This window comes from Pseudomonas sp. B33.4, assembly GCF_034555375.1.
In the GTDB taxonomy this organism is placed as follows: domain Bacteria; phylum Pseudomonadota; class Gammaproteobacteria; order Pseudomonadales; family Pseudomonadaceae; genus Aquipseudomonas.
Genome location: NZ_CP140706.1, coordinates 3,276,966 through 3,295,458 on the forward strand (window position 1 = coordinate 3,276,966; position 18,493 = coordinate 3,295,458).

Here is an 18,493-nt window from a genome sequence, read left to right on the forward strand (position 1 = left end):
TCAAAGCGTGGTGATTTGCCCATTGCGATCCAGTTCATACACCTTGTTGCCCTGCAATTTCTCCTTCAACCAACGTTCGGCTTTACCCAGCGGCCGCTGCCGCGCCCACAGCAAATCGACACCAATCTGCCAGTCCGTATGCGGATACGCCGAGAGCTGCAGTTCCACCAGCTCACCTTTGGCCAGTTCACGCTGAACGAGCTGGCGGGGCAGGGTGGCCCAGCCGAGTCCGGCGCGGACCATTTCCAATAACGCCAGATAACTTTCCGCCTGCCACAACTGGGTCGAACGCAGGTATTCACTGCTCGGCAGTTTGCTCGCGTGGGCGCTGAAGGCCAGGCGGCGATGGACGTGCAGGTCGTCGAACGTGACGTTATCGAGTTGCGCCAATGGGTGCTCGGGGTTGCAGCCTTCCTCGGCGCTATCCCCATGAGCGTACTCGGTCGCCAGCGCATACGTGTTTCGTTCGATATCGATGACACGCTGTCCTGCCAGTTGCATCACTGTGCCGTCGAGCAGAGCTGTTTGCCGGCCTATCTGCATCGTTGGCTCGGCGAGCCACTGCGATGCGGTACGCGCTCATTGACCCGCGAGTTGCGTCGTCAGGGCTGCAGTATCTGGGTTTACACGTCGTCCGGTCGGACCCCGGCCTATATCAGGCGTTGGCTGTTGTTGTATGGCATCCGCGTCGACGGGGTGGTCAACAGTGTGGTGCATAACCAGGCTTTGATGACAAACGGGTTGGCAAACGGTCCGTCGAAATTCCCCCCGGCCTTCGATATCGACTTGCATGTCGATGACTCCGAAGGTGTGCGCTCGGAAGGCCATGATCACGGTTTTCGCGTTGTTGTCGTGCACCCGGAGGATGAGCATTGGGCGCAGCGGGTTCTGGATGCCGTCGCTGACGTACAGGCACTGCTCGCCCGGCAACAACAGGGCAGGAGCAGGAATCCGGCGCAACAATGTCCAGAAGCCGTGTCCTGATTTTCAGTGCAAACAAAAACGCCGCTCAATGAGCGGCGTTTTTTGTAGCGGGCAGTGACGCGTCGCGGGTTATTGCGAGCCTCAGGCTACGCCGTTCCAGGGACGATCTCCGTTTTCATCCTTGATGCGGGTCGGCAGTCCCATGACGTCCAGCGCCTTGAGGAACGGCTCAGCCGGCAGTTCCTCGACGTTGGCCATGCGCTGCACATCCCACTCGCCGCGGGCGACCAACAGGGCAGCGGCAACAGGCGGTACGCCAGCGGTATAGGAAATGCCTTGGCTGTCGGTTTCGGCAAAGGCTTCCTCGTGGTCGGCCACGTTGTAAATGAACACTTCGCGCGACTGGCCATCCTTGGTGCCCTTGACCAGATCACCGATACAGGTCTTGCCGGTGTAGCCGGGCGCCAGCGAGCTCGGATCAGGCAGCACGGCCTTGACCACTTTCAGCGGCACAACTTCCAGGCCTTCGGCGGTCTTGACCGGTTGTTCGGACAGCAGGCCGAGGTTCCTGAGGACCGTGAACACGTTGATGTAGTGCTCGCCGAAACTCATCCAGAAACGTACGTTGGGTACGTCCAGATTCTTCGACAGCGAGTGCACTTCATCGTGACCGGTCAGGTACAGATTCTGTGAACCTACGACTGGCAGGTCGTCGGTGCGTTTGACTTCGAACATGGTGTTGCTGGTCCACTGGCTGTTCTGCCAGCTCCACACCTGCCCGGTGAATTCACGGAAATTGATTTCCGGATCGAAATTGGTGGCGAAATATTTGCCGTGGGAACCGGCATTTACGTCAAGAATGTCGATCGAATCAATGCGGTCGAAATACTGTTGTTGTGCCAGTGCTGCATAGGCGTTGACCACACCCGGGTCGAAGCCCACGCCGAGAATGGCGGTGATGTTCTTCTCTTGGCACTCGGCGAGGTGCTTCCACTCATAGTTGCCATACCAGGGCGGGGTTTCGCAGATCTTGCCCGGCTCTTCGTGAATGGCGGTGTCGAGATAAGCGACGCCGGTATCGATGCAGGCACGCAACACCGACATGTTGAGGAACGCGGAGCCGACGTTGATGACGATCTGGGATCCGGTTTCACGTATCAGCGCCTTGGTCGCCTCGACATCCAGGGCATTGAGGGAGAAGGCTTTGATATCGGCGGGTTGTTTGAGGCTACCCTTGGCCTTGACGCTGTCGATGATGGCCTGGCATTTGGAGATGTTGCGCGACGCGATAGCGATACGACCGAGTTCATCGTTATGCTGCGCGCACTTGTGGGCCACCACCTTAGCGACACCTCCTGCACCAATGATAAGAACATTCTTTTTCAATTGCTTTTTCTCTCCTTTGTTTGTCCGTTTCAAGAAAGGCTGGACAGGTAGTCTTCGTAACCGAATTGGCGAACTACTTCGACGGTGCCATCGAGTTGTTTCACCACGATGGATGGCATTTTCAGGCCGTTGAACCAGTTCTTCTTGACCATGGTGTAGCCGGCGGTATCAATGAATGACAGTCGATCGCCAATGGCCAGCGGACGGTCAAACTGGTACTCGCCGAAGATGTCTCCGGCCAGGCACGATTTGCCGCACACCATGTAGGTGTGTTCACCCTCGCTCGGCGCCAGCTTGGCGTTCAGGCGATAGATCAACAGGTCGAGCAAGTGGGCTTCAATGGAGCTGTCCACGACGGCCAGGTGCTTGCCGTTGTAGAGGGTGTCGAGCACGGTGACTTCCAGCGAAGCGCTGTTAGTGATCGCCGCTTCGCCAGGCTCCAGATAGACCTGCACGCCGTACTTTTGCGAGAACTCCTTGAGACGAGCGCAGAACGCGTCCAGTGCGTAGCCTTCACCGGTGAAGTGAATGCCGCCGCCCAGGCTGACCCAGCTGACCTTGTGCAGCAGCTCACCGAAGCGTTCTTCAATGGTGCAGAGCATTTGGTCGAAAAGGCCAAAGTCGCCGTTCTCACAGTTATTGTGGAACATGAAGCCGGAGATCTGGCTGATAACGCCTTCGATCTTCACCGGGTCCCATTCGCCTAGACGGCTGAACGGACGCGCCGGGTCGGCCAGCAGATAATCGGAGCTGCTGACTTGCGGGTTAACGCGCAGGCCACGGACTTTGCCCTCAGAGCGCTCGGCAAAGCGTTGCAGCTGGCTGATGGAGTTGAAGATGATTTTGTCGCAATTGTCGAGCATCTCCTCGATCTCATCGTCAGCCCAGGCCACGCTGTAGGCGTGGGTTTCGCCTTCGAACTTCTGGCGGCCGAGCTTGAGTTCGTACAGCGACGACGATGTGGTGCCGTCCATGTATTGCTGCATCAAGTCGAACACCGACCAGGTAGCGAAGCACTTGAGCGCCAGTAGGGCCTTGGCCCCGGATTGTTGGCGCACATAGGCAATCTTCTGCATGTTGGTCAGCAGTTTCTGTTTGTCGATGAGGTAGTACGGTGTCTTGATCATTTCGAGGCCTCCGGCAAGGCCAGCCAAAAAAGGATGCGCATTGTGCCCCGACTGACTACATATCGAAAGAGCAGAGCGTGAGGCTCACTGAGCGGATACCCAATAGAGTTGAACGCTCGGGACGTTGGGCCGGTATGCAACGTCTGCTTCAAGCAATCAGCAATCCCGAGAACCCCGGTAACTGCTCAGTCATAAATCGACGTCAGTATGGCAGTACCATCCAGTACCCGAGGTCTTCACCATGCCCTCAGCTCAAGATCAGTTGATACACCGCATTCAGCGCGAGCTGCTCGACCACAGTGACGAGGAGCTGGAATTGGAGTTGTCCGAAGACGGGCATGACCTGAACGCGCTGTTCGATGACCACGTTCCGAATGGTATTGAGAAGGACGACCGACGGCTTTATTTCAGCGAGTTGTTTCGCCTACAGGGTGAACTGGTGAAGTTGCAAAGCTGGGTGGTCAAGACCGGACACAAGGTAGTGATCTTGTTTGAAGGGCGCGATGCCGCTGGCAAGGGAGGGGTAATCAAGCGCATAACCCAGCGGCTCAACCCTCGGGTATGCCGTGTCGCTGCCTTGCCCGCGCCCAACGACCGCGAGCGAACTCAATGGTACTTCCAGCGATATGTCTCGCACCTACCGGCAGCAGGTGAGATCGTGCTATTTGACCGCAGTTGGTACAACCGCGCCGGTGTTGAAAAGGTTATGGGATTTTGCAACGACTATCAGTACGAAGAATTTTTCCGGACCGTGCCAGAGTTTGAACGGATGCTCGCCCGTTCCGGCATTCAGTTGATCAAGTACTGGTTTTCCATTTCCGACCAAGAACAACACCTGCGCTTCCTTAGTCGCATTCACGACCCGCTCAAACAGTGGAAACTCAGCCCGATGGACCTGGAGTCACGTCGGCGCTGGGAGGCCTATACCAAGGCCAAGGAAATCATGCTCGAACGCACCCACATTGCCGAAGCACCCTGGTGGGTGGTGCAAGCCGACGACAAGAAAAAAGCCCGACTTAACTGCATCAATCATCTACTCGGCCAAATGCCTTACGAAGAAGTCGAGTTACCGCTGATTGAACTGCCGCAGCGCGTGCGCGAGGAGGACTACTCTCGCAGTCCTACGCCACCGGAACTCATGGTGCCTCAAGTCTATTAAACGGCCGAACCAGGCGGCCCGACGACTTGTATCGTTTCAGACTCGATCCGGCCTGGCTGCGCAACACTCAATTCATTCAACAATCCGGACAGCCTGGGAATCCAACTGACGGTTATGTCATGAAGCAAGTGCCCGACTGCCGGGTATCTAAATAACCTCATCCAGTACCTGCTCCAGCAGGCTGACCGTGCGCTCGACATTCTGTAGCTTCTCCAGCCCGAACAGGCCGAGGCGAAAGGTCTGGAAGTCGGCCGGCTCATCGCATTGCAGCGGTACTCCGGCAGCGATCTGCAGGCCGTGTTGGGCAAATTTCTTGCCGCTTTTAATGTCGGCATCATCGGTGTAGCTCACGACGACGCCGGGCGCCTGAAAGCCTTCTGCGGCGACACTTTTGATGCCTTTGCCGGTCAACAGCGCACGCACCCGATCGCCCAGCGCCTGTTGCTCGTCGTGAACCTTGTCGAACCCGTACGCTTGCGTCTCTGTCATCACGTCATTGAAGCGGGCGAGGGAATCGCTGGGCATGGTCGCGTGATAGGCATGTCCGCCCTGTTCGTAGGCCTGCATGATCTGCAGCCACTTTTTCAGGTCGCAGGCGAAGCTGCTGCTTTGCGTCTGTTCGATACGCTCGAGCGCCAAAGCACTGAACATCACCAGGGCGCAGCAAGGGGAGGCGCTCCAGCCTTTCTGCGGTGCGCTGATCAGCAGGTCGACGGCGCATTTGTGCATGTCCACCCAAATCGCGCCGGAGGCGATGCAGTCCAGCACGAACAGACCACCCACCGCGTGCACGGCGTCGCCGACGGCCCGCAGGTAGTCGTCGGGCAGGAGGATTCCGGATGAAGTTTCAACGTGGGGGGCGAAGACCACCTGGGGTTTCTGCGCCGCGATGGCGGCCAGCACTTCATCCAGAGGCGGCGGGGCGTAGGCTGCCTGGCGACCCGTGTCAACCGGCCGGGCTTTGAGCACCGTGGTAGCCGCCGGGATGTTGCCCATCTCAAGGATCTGGCTCCAGCGATAACTGAACCAGCCGTTGCGTATCACCAGGCATTGCTGGCCGGTGGCGAACTGCCGCGCCACCGCTTCCATGCCGAATGTACCGCTGCCCGGAACCACCGCCACCGCTTCGGCGTTGTAGACCTGTTTCAGGGTGTTGGAAATGTTCTTCATCACGCCTTGAAAGGACTGCGACATGTGGTTCAGCGAGCGGTCGGTGTAGACCACTGAGTACTCGACCAATCCCTCGGGATCGATGCTCGGATAGAGCTTTGACATGGTGACTCCTTTGGCAGAGGGGTAAACATCTTTGGCAAGCAAGTGTAGGCAAAGGGCAGGGATCAGCTCATTGATTTGCGCAAATGAGGTTAGAGTGCTCAGCAATGTCTCTATCGTTGCGTGAACCATGAAGCTGCCGCTGTTTATTTCTCTGGACGGGCCCAAGGGCACCGGCAAAACCACACTGCTGGAGGCCGTCACCGCCGCACTGCGGGCAAACAACCAGAAAGTCATTCGGCTGTGCGAGAGAAAAAGCGATCCGTACCGCGGCGAAACCATGGCCCTCGTCAATCAGCTCGCTAGACATCCCTCGCGGGAGTTGGAGTGGGCGGTGTGTCAGCGCCTTGCCGATAGCCGTCGCTGGATTTCCCAAGAAGTGCTGCCCAAACAGCCGTTGGACAGCATCATCCTGATCGACCGCTGGTATCCGTCAGATGCCGCATTTCGCCATAGCGTGCCGTTTGCCGAGATTCTGCAGTTGAACATGCAGCGAGGCGTACGCGTGCCGGATCTGCATGTCGGCGTTGTCACCGCACCGGATATTTCATGGGCGAGGGCAACGGCACGATCGCGAGGCCTGGGCGGCACGGTGATCCAGAAACACGCCGAGCACGTCACCTGTAGCGAGATGTTCGAGCAGGCGGTTGCCGATCATGGCTGGGTGTTGTGCCGTAACGAAGGAACCATCGAAGCCGCAACGACTCAGGTAGTTGCAGAGATCTATAAAGTGCTTGGCTGATTGTCGCTGCGCAGGCGCTGGTTGAATTTGAATTTCAGGTTTCTCTGATCTGAGCTAACTGTACTGACGGATCACACGCCACCCATGCTCACAAACCTCTGGTATGTCGTTCTCCCATCGTCGCAGTTGACTGATGGACTGATGCCGGTTCAATTGCTCGGACAACCTTTTGTGGCGTTCCGCGATGACGCGGGTGTCGCTCATGTGCTTTCAGATATTTGCGTGCATCGCGGCGGCTCGCTTTCCGCTGGCAGCAAGGTCGGCAACAGCGTGCAGTGTCCCTATCACGGCTGGCGGTTTGGCGCTGATGGTGTGTGCACGCAGATACCGGCGCAGCCCGACCTGCGGATTCCCGCCAAGGCGCGAGTTGATGCGTACCCGACGCTGGAGCGCTATGGTTGGATCTGGGCGTTTTTAGGTGATCTGCCGGAGTCTGAGCGCCCACCGTTGCCCACGCTCGACTGGATCGACGATCCCGCCATCCGCGTGGTCTCGGGCCACTTTGACTGGCAGGCCAGTTGGGACCGGATTATCGAAAACGGTCTGGACTTCGCCCACGCACCGTTTGTCCATGGTTCAACCTTCGGCGATCCCGATCATCCCGAGATTGAATCATTCGAGGTCGACAGCGATGCATGGAGCGGCAGCGCCCAAATGCTTATGCGCAGGCCGGCGCGCAAAGGGCTGCTGCGGCGCAAATCCTCCACCGAGTTTGTCAGCGTCGCCACTGTTCCGGGGTTTCACCTCTCGGGTCCGTGCACCACGCTTGAGCTTGAGTTGCCGAATGGCTGGCGAATCTACATCGTCTCGGCGCATGTGCCGATTGACGCCAACCGCACGCGTACCTGGTGGATGATGGGCAGAACGTTCCTGCGCTCGCGACTGCTCGATCGCAGATTCATTGCGAGCAATATCCGAATCTTCAAACAAGATCACGCCGTACTGAAAAATGTGCGGCCCGAACGTGTGCCGGACTCTTTCCAGCAGGAGGTTTCGTTGAAATCCGACGCGCTGCAGATTGCCTTTCGCAAAGACGTGCAGGCACTGGAGTTGCGCGGCTGGCGTATCGATGAAGAGCGGCTGGCGCGAACGTTCACCGGACGCAAGGCCTGTGCAATACCCAGCCCGGAGCGTCGTCAGATTCGCGCTTGGGCGATCGAGCCGATTCCGCTCGTGGATATCACCCACGAATCTGAATAGCGGTGCGAGCCAGCCTGCGCTTGGCACAGACTGGCGAAAGCCTTAGCGCGTCTCACATTGCGGCGAAGGCTCACCGCTCAATGCATCGACCATCGGCGGATGCTCCTGCACCGCTTGACGCAAATCTTCGGTCACCCGCAGCTCCGCACCTGTCGGCGAGAAGGTGGCTGCCGCTGCAAACGGCGCAGGATTGGCCGGAACCGGGCGTTTGCCACGGCGCCACAGGAAGAAGGTGACCATGCACAGATTGACCAGCGCGAACACCCAGAACAAACCATTGGCGCCGAACGAATTCATCACCGGCGAGATCATCATCGGACTGATCGCCGAGCCCAATGAGTTGATCAGCAGCAAGCCCTGAATCATCGGCACCAACGCTTCGGCCGGCGCACGGTCAGCAGCATGGCTGACGGCAACCGGGTACAGCGCGAACACGCCGCCGCCGAGCAGAAACAACATCGCCGCGAGCATCGTCGTGGACAACGGCACCAGCACGATCACCAGTGATAGCAAGGTGCACGCCACTGTCAGGATCGTCAGCACCTGCAAGCGATCCTTGCGGTCGGACCAACGTCCGACCGGATATTGCAGGAGCATGGCGCCGAGAATCGTCCAGGCCATCATGCTGCCAACTTCCCCGACATTCAGACCGCTGCGCTGCAGATACAACGGCAGCAAGGTGTAAATCGCCGCGATGGTCACACCCGAGCCGAAACAGCCGACCAGCCCGGTCGGCGTCACACCCAGCAGTTGGCGTGGTTTGAGCGGCTCGACCTGATCGAGCAGCGGCGACACGCGCGGCAGGATCACGATCGGCAGCACCGAGAACGAAGCGAGCATGCCGGCGACCATGAACGGTGCGCTGTCGCTGAGCCCGGTGATTTTGCCCAGCGTTGCTTGGCCCAGCACACCGGCGCCATACAAGACGATCATGTACAACGCGAGCAAGCGCCCGCGAATCTTCGCGTCGCCCGCCAGCAGCAGCCAGCTTTCGATCACCAGAAACACACCGACCGTGGCCCAGCCATTGATCAGACGCAGGGCGAACCAGCCCCAGGTGTCATAAAACAAGCCCTGGAGCAGGATGGTCACGGCGATCAGCGAGGCAAAACTGCCGTAGGCGCGGATATGACCGATGCGCAGAATCAAACGGTCATTGAACACGGCACCCAGGGTCAGACCGATGAAGTAGGCCGATGACACGACACCGATCATCGTCGCCGAGGCTCCGGCGGCGTCGAGTCGAAGGGTGGTCAGCGAAGACAGAAAGCCGTTGCCCAGCGCAACAATGAACAGCCCGAGCAGGGGCGCCAGCGCCATGGCCAGCAAACGCGGAGACATAAAAACCTCTAGAGATCGAACAGCGCAACGTGCGCCTCTGCGCATGCGATTGCCAAGCCGGGGTGTGTGGTGCGGGCAGACACCGAGGGGGCTGCAAGAGAGCGCGGGATTCTAAGGCTTGTGCAGGATTTGCCAATAGCTGTTTGCTGCGACGTTAGGACGCAGGTGTTGCCATTTATGCTTGTCCTGAGCGTACGGAGAAAAAACAGCTTTTTGCCATCACCTAAGTGCTAAATTGCCTCGTGTACGGTCAGTGTTGTGCAATCACGCAAGTTTCTGGAGATCAACAGCATGGAAGCCACCCCGATAGGCCGAACAGCCGCAACACGTTACCTCGCAGCATTTGGTCTATCGCTGCTGTTCAACCCTTCAACCCCGGCCTTCGCCTTCAACCCCGAGCTGCATTCGGCCTATGCACTGAGAGCAGCGCAGGCGTATCAACGCTGCCCGGGGGTGAAGTTGCCCGAGCAGTTGGCCGAGGCTTTGGCGGCAGGCACTGACGCTGAGGATTCAAACCTGCTGACGCTCCCTCAGCGCGCTACCAATTGGCACTTCTATAACCGCAACAAAAAACTTGAGCCATTCTGGTTCGCCAACCGTAGCCTGGACGTGATTTTTTCCAAACGTATTGAAAAGCTGAACGCGCTGCTGGCGGAACCTGATGCCGATCCTGTTGCGGTATACGAGCAAGCGGGAAGGGTCTTGCATTACATACAGGACATGAGCGTCCCCGGCCATGTCGTGCCGGCTTACCACGCCAAGTTGCCGGGCAATGATCCCGATCCGTTTGATGAGTTCGAAAGCATTGAAGCGCTGCCAGTGTTCGGTTTGTCTGAAGCGCAGTGTCAGGCGCTTCGTGATGAGGCAGGTAAAGCCGATGCCACTCCTCAGCACTTTTTGGATGACGCCGCGACAGCCACCTTGCAGGCGATAGAGCAGATAGACGCAGCCGGCAAACCTGTCGTCGACGGTGCATGGAAAGCGTATTGGGTGTATCCCGCCCGAGATACTGATGAGGCTCGCAAAGGCTGGGGCCAATACGCTAGCTGCGAATTTACAAAGGGCGATGTCAAGGCTGAGTGCAAGCGTGAAGAGGAGCTTGTGGCGATGTTTGAGCAGCAATCTCGACAGGCTCAGACAAATTCGGTGTTGATGCTTTTTTATGTACAAAAGAAGCTGGCCGAAGCAGGCCAAAAAGACGCCAGTGCAATGGCTAATCAATAGCCCCATGAGAATGCCGGCGTAGCGCATCTGCCGGCATCGCGCTGGAAGGCCCGCAACAAGCCTTCCTTTTTTCTGTTGCTTTCAGGTAATCCGCTTTTCGTCAGACATTTTGAACCTAACTCGATAGCGGTTGCTCAACCGGGAAATGTTCGGGGTGAGCGAAATGAACGCGTTCAAGAATCAACTGACATTCGCACAAGAAACCAAATTACTCGCTTTGGCGACTTGGCAACGCGCACTGGAAAACCTTGAATTGCGCATGGACTGCCCAGACGCCTATCACGACGAACTGCTGCGCCAGTCGGATGAAATGGATCGCTTGGGCATACTCAGCTGGGACGAGTGGCGCGACCTGCGCAGAGAAGCAGACGTTGCGTACCTGCGCGCAGTCGCTGGAGACGATTACCATTGAGGTCATGTACGGTCGTTATGCGCAGCCGCTGAAAATATCGATTCACGAAAACAGGAGATTTCCATGCCCGAGCCGTTGACCTCATCAGCCGCACCACCTCGCTCCTGGTTCGCTCGATTCTCAGAGTCTGGATGGGGCGGGCGCGTCTTCTGGTCAATTTTGATCAGCGTGACAGTCTTCCTGTTGATCAGCGGGTATGGTGCCTTCGTCGGGGCCAATAAACACAATCTGCACTTCGCCTTTATCGGTGGCATGACCGGCTTCGCTGCCACGGCAATGGGCGCTGTGGTAGCGATCGCGTTGCGAGACATCGCTGCCCGAACCCAAGACATCATGCTCGGCTTCGCCGCCGGGATGATGCTGGCGGCCAGTTCGTTTTCGCTGATTCTGCCTGGCATAGAAGCGGCTCAGGCGCTTTGCGGTAACCCGTTGCTCGCAGCTTGCGTCGTCGTTGCAGGATTGGGATTGGGCGTTGCGCTGATGGTCGGTCTTGATCGTTTCGTGCCTCACGAACACGAGAAAAGCGGACGCCGGGGGCCAGATGCGCAGCGCATCAATCGTGTCTGGTTGTTCGTGCTGGCAATCACACTGCATAACCTGCCGGAGGGCATGGCGATTGGCGTGAGCTTCGCCAACGGCGATATGAAAGTGGGACTGCCGCTGACCACTGCCATCGCCATTCAGGACATTCCCGAAGGCCTGGCAGTCGCCCTGGCATTACGCGTAACCGGCATCTCCGCACTGCGCGCAGCGCTGATTGCGGTGGGTTCGGGGTTGATGGAACCGATTGGCGCCGTTGTCGGACTGGGTATTTCCAGCAGCTTTGCGTTGGGATATCCCATTGCGCTTGGTCTGGCAGCGGGGGCGATGATTTTTGTTGTGTCCCATGAGGTCATTCCCGAGACCCATCGCAACGGGCATGAGACCCCGGCCACCTTGGGACTGATGCTTGGCTTTGGGGTGATGATGTTTCTCGATACGGCTTTGGGTTAATCACGAACCTGGCCACCGGAGAGAAACCGTCACGCACTGGCTTTAACCTCAGCCTTGACCACTGATTTACGATAAGTCAGCAAAACGATGCCCATGACCACGATCACCCCGCCGAAAATCTGTCCGTTGCTGAGCATCTGGTCCAGCACAATCCAGCCCATCAGCAGCGTTGCCAATGGCTCGATGTTCATGACCGGCGCATTGCGCGGCATGTCGAGTCGAGGCACCGAAATGAACAGAACGATAAAACCTGTGCCGTACAGCACCACCAGGGTGGCGAGGGCCAGCCACCCGGTCGAGGTGGCGGGCAGGTTCAATCCGCCAGGAAGGGCGCCCGTCAGCCCTGCCAGGTTGACGCTGCTGAACACGATGAAAATGGTCAGCAGACTGCGCACCGAGCCGCGTACCTGAGACAGCTTGTGGTCAGTGATCCACAGCGCACAGGCGAACACGCTGGCGGCGCAGAACGCGAGCGCGACGCCCGTCAGCCATTGCGCACTGACGTCTGTCGTGGTCGAGAGCCGCCCGGGGACGTCCAGCACAAACACCAGGCCCAATAGAATCAAGCCCATTAACGTCGCAGTGCGTGCGCTCGGTCGCTGGCCACCCAGCGCCCAGGTGAGCAATGCCAGCAGAATAGGGAATACGTTCGCCACCAGCAGGGCCAACGCCACCGGCACCCGTGCGACAGCGGAATACAGACACAGACTCTGCGCAGTGATCAGCAACCCCAGCAACAGCTGCCAGCGCCAGGCTCCCGCCGGCAAGCGCAGGTTTTGTCTTTGCCACAGCACCAGAATGGCGAGCACCAGCAAGGTCCCGCCGGAACGCATCAAAATCGCCAGCAGCACACCCGCGCCATCATCAAAGGCGACTCGCGCCGCCACATGATTGCCGGCAAACGCACAGCCCATGCACAGCAGAATGATCACAGCCAGATAACGAGGGTAGGGCGGCGGAACGGTTTGCGTAGCGGTAGGGCGAGGCATGGCAGATCTCAGGATTGTTAGCCGTTCGAACGACTTGGTTTTTATTAGGTTGTCGTACAACTAGGCGGTTTTACCGCATTCGGCGACGTGGGGCAATAGATCTGAAAACGCAAAGCTAGGCATATATTTGACGTTACGGGGGATTTCCCTCGCCTCTAATTAAGCGCAGAGATCGTATGACCTAATAGAAAAGGGGCACGTCCGCCCCTCTCACATAACTACATTTGTTCAGGCATGAAATGGATAGTCGATGTAACCACGCTGATCCCCGCCAAAAAAGCTGCCTGAGTCTGGCACGTTGAGTGTCAGGCCATCGTGCAGCCGGCGCGGCAAGTCGGGGTTGGCCAGGAACGGGCGGCCGAACGCGATAATGTCGGCACGATCGGCAACCAGCGCCTGTTCGGCAGATTGCGCATCGTAGCCGCCGGCCAGGATCAGCACGCCGTTCCACGTTTTGCGCAACTGGGCAATGATCGCGTCCCAGCGCGGGTCGAAGTTCTCATCTTTGACTGTGCCGACCATCGCCGGCTCGACCAAGTGCAGGTAGGCCAGATTCCACTGGTTGAGCGCTTCGACGAGGCGGCCGAAGGTTGCTTCCGGAGTGTCATCGCCCATGCCCATGAAACGCCCCATCGGCGTCAGGCGGACGCCGACCCGTTCGGCGCCAACCTCTTCAGTGACGGCCGCGACCACTTCCAGCAGAAACCGCGCGCGATTCTCCACGCTGCCGCCATAGGCATCGTCACGCTGATTGCTGTTGCTGTTAAGAAACTGGTCGAGCAGGTAACCGTTGCCAGCATGAATCTCTACACCATCCATGCCCGCTTGCAATGCGTTGCGCGCGGCCACCCGATAGTCCTCGACGATGCCGGCGATTTCCGCCGTTTCCAGCGCGCGCGGCACCGGTACATCACCCCAGACGCCGTTCCCTTTTTCGTCGACGATAAACGTCTTGCCCGGCACCGGCAGCGCGCTCGGCGCAACGGGCAGGCCGGCATCGGGTTGAAAGCTCGGATGGGACACCCGGCCGACGTGCCACAGCTGCATGAAGATCAATCCGCCGGCCTCATGCACCGCCGCGCTGACGTCACGCCACGCCTCGACTTGCTCGGGACTGTAGATCCCCGGCGTCCAGGCGTAACCCTGAGCCTGCCGGGAGATTTGCGTGGCCTCAGTGATGATTAGCGCGGCACTGGCCCGCTGGCGGTAGTACTCGGCGTTCATCGACGTCGGCACATCGCCCGGTTGGCCGGCGCGGGAGCGCGTCAACGGTGCCATCGCCACGCGATGGGCGAGGGTGTAAGGGCCGAGTGCGAGGGGTTGGAACAGACGACGATTCATGGGTAGCTCCATATTTCAATAGAAGGAATTCAAGCGCGGCAGCGGTGCTGCGAATCAGTGCCGCTAACTTAACCGCGCTCAGCGGGGCTGATAATCGGTGACCGGCGCTACGCTGTTTTGCGCACGGCGCAACGGCGCCCGTGCTCATCTGCGATGAACACGGGCGTAGCTCAGGCGGAAGGGTTTGAGCGCGTCAGCGGCAGGTTTAGCCAGCGCCGGCCGGTGGCGTTGGCGACGGCGTTGCCAAGGGCGGCGGCCATCGGCCCCTGAACGATTTCAGCGGCACCGAGAAAGGGTTCTCCCGGCTGGTCGAGCAAATGCACGTCGACTTTTTTCGGCAATTGTGTGAAACGCAGAATCGGATAACCGCTCCAGTCGTAGCTGCGAATGCCGCCCGGGTCGTAGGCAACTTTTTCGTACAGGGTCCAGCTCGCGGACTGCACGATGCCGCCCTCGACCTGATTGCGCAGACCATCGGGGCTGACGATCTGGCCAACGTCAACCGCCGTCACTACGTGATCAATGCGGATCTCGCCGGTCTGCGGATGCACCCGCAGCTTCACCGCGATGGCGCAGTAACCCATGATGTTTTTGTAGCGGGCGAAGGCGAAACCGATACCGGCGCCGGGCTCGCTGCTTTTTTGCGGCCAACCGATCTCATCACGCACACGTTCTACCACCGCTCGAGCACGCGGGTCGCTGAGATGGACCAGACGCAAGGCGACCGCGTCGAGGCCGGCCCTGATCGCCAGCTCGTCGATACTCGCCTCGATGGCGAAGATGTTGATGTGCGCACCCAGCGAACGCATGGCCGAGGTGCGAAAGGGCATCTCGGTGACGAAGGTCATGTTGATGCGCGTCGAGTTCAACTCGTACAGCGGCACGGCGTTGCGATCACCATCGCCTTCGGGTTGGGCGATCGGCACGGACGGCGCCGAGACGAAGGGCCGCGCGAGCAAGCGTGCCGGCAACAGGCGCCCGGCGTTGACGATGCGTTCGTTGTGCGGCGTGGTCCAGAGTTCGTAGGCCCAATCCTGCAGGCGGCCGTGGCTGAGGCCAGCGTCGACTTCAGTGACCATCGCCGAGCTATACGGCTCCCAAAGATTTTCCTGTTCGCGCATCCATTGCACGCGCACCGGCGTACCGGGCACGCGCAGGGCGATCAATGCCGCATCGGCGGCGGCATCATCGGCACCGTTGTGCCCGTAACACCCTGAGCCTTCGGTATGAATACAGCGCACCCGTTCAGGTGGCAGACCGAGCATTTCGGCAATGCCGGCGCGCAGCGGGTAAACGCCTTGGGTGTGGGTCCAGACCGTGAGCGTGCCGTCCCTGAACCAGGCCACTGCGCAGGACGGACCGATCGAGCCATGCATCAAATACTGCTTGGTGACCCGCGCCTGAAAACGCGTGTCGGCCGCACCACTCGGCGTGCCGCTGTGGCTGATCGGATAGCGCCGTGAGGGCAGGCGTTTGAGCAGGTCATGAATCTGCGCCGCATCAGGAATCGCCTCGCCGCTGCTCCACTGCGCGATTTCGCTGGCACGGCGCATGGCCTTGATCGCTTGCCACTCATCACCGGCGAGCACCGCCAGATAGTTGCCGTCGCGGATCACCTTGACCACCCCAGCCAGCGCCTCGATGGACGCCGCGTCGAATGCTTGCAGCGTGCAGCCGGGCCGAGGCGGGCGGATCACCCGTGCATGCAGCATGCCCGGCAGGCGCATGTCCTGGACGAATGCGGCGCCACCGCTGACCTTCGCCGGGATGTCGAGGCGCGGCAACGAATGGCCGATCAGTTTGAAGTCAGCGGCGGCCATCGCTGGTGACTGAGCCTTGGCATATTGATGCACATCGACATGCTTGACCGCGTCGGCGTAACTCATCCGTTGAGCGGCCGGGCCTTCGATCACACCGTCGCGGGTGCTCAGCAGCGCGGCATCAACCTGCCAACGTCGCGCGGCGGCCTCGACGAGCATTTCGCGCACCTGCGCGGCGGCGTTATACAACGCGGTACCGCTGTCGAAAATGCTGTGGCTGCCGGCGGTGTAGCCTTCGTTGGGTGTCAACGCGGTGTCGGCGGTGAGCAAGTTGATGGCGGTAGCCGGCACCTGCAAACGCTCGGCGGCGATTTGCAGTAGCGCAGTTTTCACCCCGGTGCCCAATTCGACCTTGCCGGTGTAGACGGTAATGCCGTCGGCGCCGATGCGGATCCAGGCGTCGAGAAACGGGTTGGTGCGCAGGCTGCCGGGGAGGTCGGGCGCGAGGACCACGGTGCCGAGCGTATCGACTTCGGTATCCGCCAACACACGTCGCGCCACCGGCAGCAGGGTGAATGCCACCAGCAACGCGCCACCGCGCAGGAAGGCGCGTCGACTCGGGTTCAATTCATTCGACTCACTCATGTCAGGCTCCCGTTGTGCCCGGCCACCTGTTTGATCGCCTCGATGATCCGCAAGTGCGTACCACAGCGGCACAGGGTGCCGGCCATGTGCTCGCGAATGGTCGCCTCATCCGGGTGTCGATTACGCTCAAGCAACGCCTGCGCGCGCATCAGCATGCCGGCAATGCAGTAGCCGCATTGCGCAGCCTGTTTCTCGATGAACGCAGCTTGCAGAGCGCCGGGTTTTTCCGCGCTGCCGAGGCTTTCCACGGTGCGGATTTTTTTGCCTTCGAGGCCGGCGCAGGGCGTCAGGCAGGCGAACACCGGTCGATCATCGACGATCACCGTGCAGGCACCGCATTGCCCGAGACCGCAGCCGTATTTGGCGCCGTTGAGGTTCAAGTGATTGCGCAGCGCATACAGCAGCAGCATGTCCGGCTCCAGCTCAAGCGGTTGCGTGGCTCCGTTGACGTTGAGGGTGATCTGGCTCATTTCGTCTCCTGACGTAACGCTTCAATAGTGGAAGGGAGGTCGGCCCACGGCTGATCGGGGCTGGCTTGCTGACGCAGATACGCGGCCAGTGCGCCGAGTTGCGCGTTGTCCAGGCTGGCGGCGAATGCAGGCATCACCGGGCCGGGCGATCCTGGCGTGGCGGGCAAGCCTTCAAGCACGGTTTTGAGAAAGTTGCGCGAACTGGCCGCTTGCAGCGCCGAGGTGTTTTGCAGGCCCGGGCGACCATCGATGCTGCGCATCGGCGCCGCCGGGCCATGGCAACCGGCGCAGGCGCTGCTGAAGAGCAGGGCGCCGGTCGAATGGTCTGCCGCTTCACTGGCAGGCGTCTTCGCCGTCGTCTCTGTCACCGAAGGCGAGTTTTCCAGGCTGAGCAAATACTCGGCAATCGCCTCGGCTTCACTGGCGGGCAAGCGCGCCAGACTCAAGCTGACCGGACGCATCGGCCCGGCGGGTGTGCCGTGGCCATCGACGATCTCGGCGCGCAGATAGCCCACCAGTTGCTCACGACTCCACGGGTTGCCGCGCTGCCCCATGCCTACCAGCGCGGGCGCTTGCCAGTCATCGACGCTGCCGCCCTGCAAATACTCCGAGGATTTTTCCGCGCCGATCAGGTTCAGCGGCGAATGGCAGCCGGCGCAATGGCCCGGACCGTCGACCAGATAGCGTCCGCGATTCCACGCCTCGCTGCGCCCCGCTAGCGGTGTCAGCGGCTCACCGTGCAGGAACAGCAGGTTCCAGAACGACACCAACGGGCGAATGTTCATCGGGAAATTCATCTGGTTCTGCGCGGCCGGCGCGTGCACGGCAGGGCCGCTCATCAAGTAGGCGTAGGCGTCGGCGATGTCTGCTGCGCTCATGCGCCGGTAGTGCACGTAGGGGAACGCCGGATAGAGCAAGTGACCATCGCGAGCAATGCCCTGACGCATCGCCCGCTCGAAGGCCGGCAGTGACCATTGACCGATACCGGTCTCTACGTCCGGGGTGATATTGGTGCTGTACAGCGTGCCGAACGGCGTTACCAGCGGCAGTCCGCCGGCCAGATATTCACCGCCGGGGCGGGTATGGCAGACCGCACAATCGCCAGCCTCGACCACCCGCGCCCCGCGTTGCAACTGCGCAGTATCGAACAGCGTCGGGCGCTCGATCGGTCTAATTGCCGGGCGCCACATCAGCCAAATGGCGACGATCAGACCGAGCACGGCGACGACTGCCACGCTGATCCATAGCGTTCTGGACTTCAGCAAATGGCGGTTCATGGGGCGGAGAAAAACGCGGCAGGCAATGGCAGAACGGAGGGGATACGGGTCATGACAACGCTCCTTGTAACAGCCGGGGAAGGGCGCCGCTGGGGACGACAGCGCCAGAGGCCAAAGCGTAGAGAAACCACCAGCGTCGGAAAATCAGCGGCGCACGCAACAGCGCGTTGCGCGAGAAGCAACGCCCGCGCCGTTGCGCAGGACGCATCAGTGCATTGCCCGCCGCGTGGA

The 18,493-nt window shown here is 59.9% G+C and carries 16 protein-coding genes and 1 pseudogene; 7 read left to right on the forward strand and 10 right to left on the reverse strand.

Annotation, left to right across the window (positions count from 1 at the left end; translation table 11 throughout):
* A pseudogene (locus U6037_RS14340) lies at positions 1 to 408 on the reverse strand (substrate-binding domain-containing protein); the annotation flags it as partial.
* A gap of 21 nt (positions 409 to 429) precedes the next feature.
* Here U6037_RS14340 and U6037_RS14345 point away from each other — a divergent pair.
* A complete protein-coding gene (locus U6037_RS14345; RefSeq protein ID WP_322847248.1) occupies positions 430 to 984 on the forward strand; it encodes a hypothetical protein in 555 nt (184 codons plus the stop codon).
* An 81-nt stretch (positions 985 to 1,065) separates the two neighbouring features.
* On the opposite strand, the gene U6037_RS14350 is transcribed toward U6037_RS14345, so the two are convergent.
* Positions 1,066 to 2,310, reverse strand: coding sequence for a saccharopine dehydrogenase family protein (locus tag U6037_RS14350; RefSeq protein WP_242208310.1), 1,245 nt, complete (start codon positions 2,308 to 2,310; stop codon positions 1,066 to 1,068).
* 29 nt (positions 2,311 to 2,339) lie between these two features.
* Positions 2,340 to 3,437, reverse strand: a complete 1,098-nt coding sequence (locus U6037_RS14355; RefSeq protein WP_322847249.1) for a carboxynorspermidine decarboxylase — start codon at positions 3,435 to 3,437, stop codon at positions 2,340 to 2,342.
* Positions 3,438 to 3,678: 241 nt separating this feature from the next.
* Between U6037_RS14355 and ppk2 the strand changes: the two genes are divergently transcribed.
* Positions 3,679 to 4,596 (forward strand): polyphosphate kinase 2, encoded by a 918-nt coding sequence (ppk2, locus tag U6037_RS14360; protein ID WP_095048978.1) that lies wholly within the window; start codon positions 3,679 to 3,681, stop codon positions 4,594 to 4,596.
* Positions 4,597 to 4,743: 147 nt separating this feature from the next.
* Here the strand turns inward: ppk2 and U6037_RS14365 are convergent, their stop codons facing one another.
* Positions 4,744 to 5,871 carry an aminotransferase class V-fold PLP-dependent enzyme gene (locus U6037_RS14365; RefSeq protein ID WP_322847250.1) on the reverse strand — a complete coding sequence of 376 codons (1,128 nt, stop codon included), beginning with the start codon at positions 5,869 to 5,871 and terminating at the stop codon, positions 4,744 to 4,746.
* Positions 5,872 to 5,998: 127 nt separating this feature from the next.
* Here U6037_RS14365 and U6037_RS14370 point away from each other — a divergent pair, with 127 nt between their 5' ends.
* Entirely contained in the window at positions 5,999 to 6,610 is a 612-nt protein-coding gene (locus U6037_RS14370; RefSeq protein WP_322847251.1) for a dTMP kinase, read from the forward strand.
* Positions 6,611 to 6,751: 141 nt separating this feature from the next.
* A complete protein-coding gene (locus U6037_RS14375) occupies positions 6,752 to 7,810 on the forward strand; it encodes an aromatic ring-hydroxylating dioxygenase subunit alpha (RefSeq protein WP_322847252.1) in 1,059 nt (352 codons plus the stop codon).
* A 42-nt stretch (positions 7,811 to 7,852) separates the two neighbouring features.
* Here the strand turns inward: U6037_RS14375 and U6037_RS14380 are convergent, their stop codons facing one another.
* Positions 7,853 to 9,151 carry an MFS transporter gene (locus tag U6037_RS14380; RefSeq protein WP_322847253.1) on the reverse strand — a complete coding sequence of 433 codons (1,299 nt, stop codon included), beginning with the start codon at positions 9,149 to 9,151 and terminating at the stop codon, positions 7,853 to 7,855.
* Between the two features lie 291 nt (positions 9,152 to 9,442).
* Here U6037_RS14380 and U6037_RS14385 point away from each other — a divergent pair, with 291 nt between their 5' ends.
* The 3 genes from U6037_RS14385 (at position 9,443) to U6037_RS14395 (ending at position 11,780) form a co-directional block, all read left to right on the forward strand.
* Positions 9,443 to 10,375 carry a hypothetical protein gene (locus U6037_RS14385; protein WP_322847254.1) on the forward strand — a complete coding sequence of 311 codons (933 nt, stop codon included), beginning with the start codon at positions 9,443 to 9,445 and terminating at the stop codon, positions 10,373 to 10,375.
* A gap of 163 nt (positions 10,376 to 10,538) precedes the next feature.
* Entirely contained in the window at positions 10,539 to 10,787 is a 249-nt protein-coding gene (locus U6037_RS14390; protein WP_322847255.1) for a hypothetical protein, read from the forward strand.
* A 63-nt stretch (positions 10,788 to 10,850) separates the two neighbouring features.
* Positions 10,851 to 11,780, forward strand: coding sequence for a ZIP family metal transporter (locus U6037_RS14395; protein ID WP_322847256.1), 930 nt, complete (start codon positions 10,851 to 10,853; stop codon positions 11,778 to 11,780).
* A 29-nt stretch (positions 11,781 to 11,809) separates the two neighbouring features.
* On the opposite strand, the gene U6037_RS14400 is transcribed toward U6037_RS14395, so the two are convergent.
* The 5 genes from U6037_RS14400 to U6037_RS14420 all read right to left on the reverse strand — a co-directional run bounded on the left by U6037_RS14400 (position 11,810) and on the right by U6037_RS14420 (position 18,250).
* Positions 11,810 to 12,769: a DMT family transporter gene (locus tag U6037_RS14400; protein WP_322847257.1), complete on the reverse strand. Its 960-nt coding sequence runs from the start codon at positions 12,767 to 12,769 to the stop codon at positions 11,810 to 11,812.
* A 228-nt stretch (positions 12,770 to 12,997) separates the two neighbouring features.
* Positions 12,998 to 14,110, reverse strand: coding sequence for an alkene reductase (locus tag U6037_RS14405; RefSeq protein ID WP_322847258.1), 1,113 nt, complete (start codon positions 14,108 to 14,110; stop codon positions 12,998 to 13,000).
* A 170-nt stretch (positions 14,111 to 14,280) separates the two neighbouring features.
* Entirely contained in the window at positions 14,281 to 16,515 is a 2,235-nt protein-coding gene (locus U6037_RS14410) for a xanthine dehydrogenase family protein molybdopterin-binding subunit (RefSeq protein WP_322847259.1), read from the reverse strand.
* The gene (locus tag U6037_RS14415; protein WP_322847260.1) at positions 16,512 to 16,985 is read right to left on the reverse strand and encodes a (2Fe-2S)-binding protein; all 474 of its coding nucleotides are present in this window, start codon (positions 16,983 to 16,985) and stop codon (positions 16,512 to 16,514) included. The genes U6037_RS14410 and U6037_RS14415 overlap by 4 nt, the downstream gene beginning before the upstream one ends.
* A complete protein-coding gene (locus tag U6037_RS14420) occupies positions 16,982 to 18,250 on the reverse strand; it encodes a c-type cytochrome (protein WP_416221713.1) in 1,269 nt (422 codons plus the stop codon). Before U6037_RS14420 ends, U6037_RS14415 begins: the two co-directional genes overlap by 4 nt.
* Positions 18,251 to 18,493 lie beyond the last annotated feature (243 nt).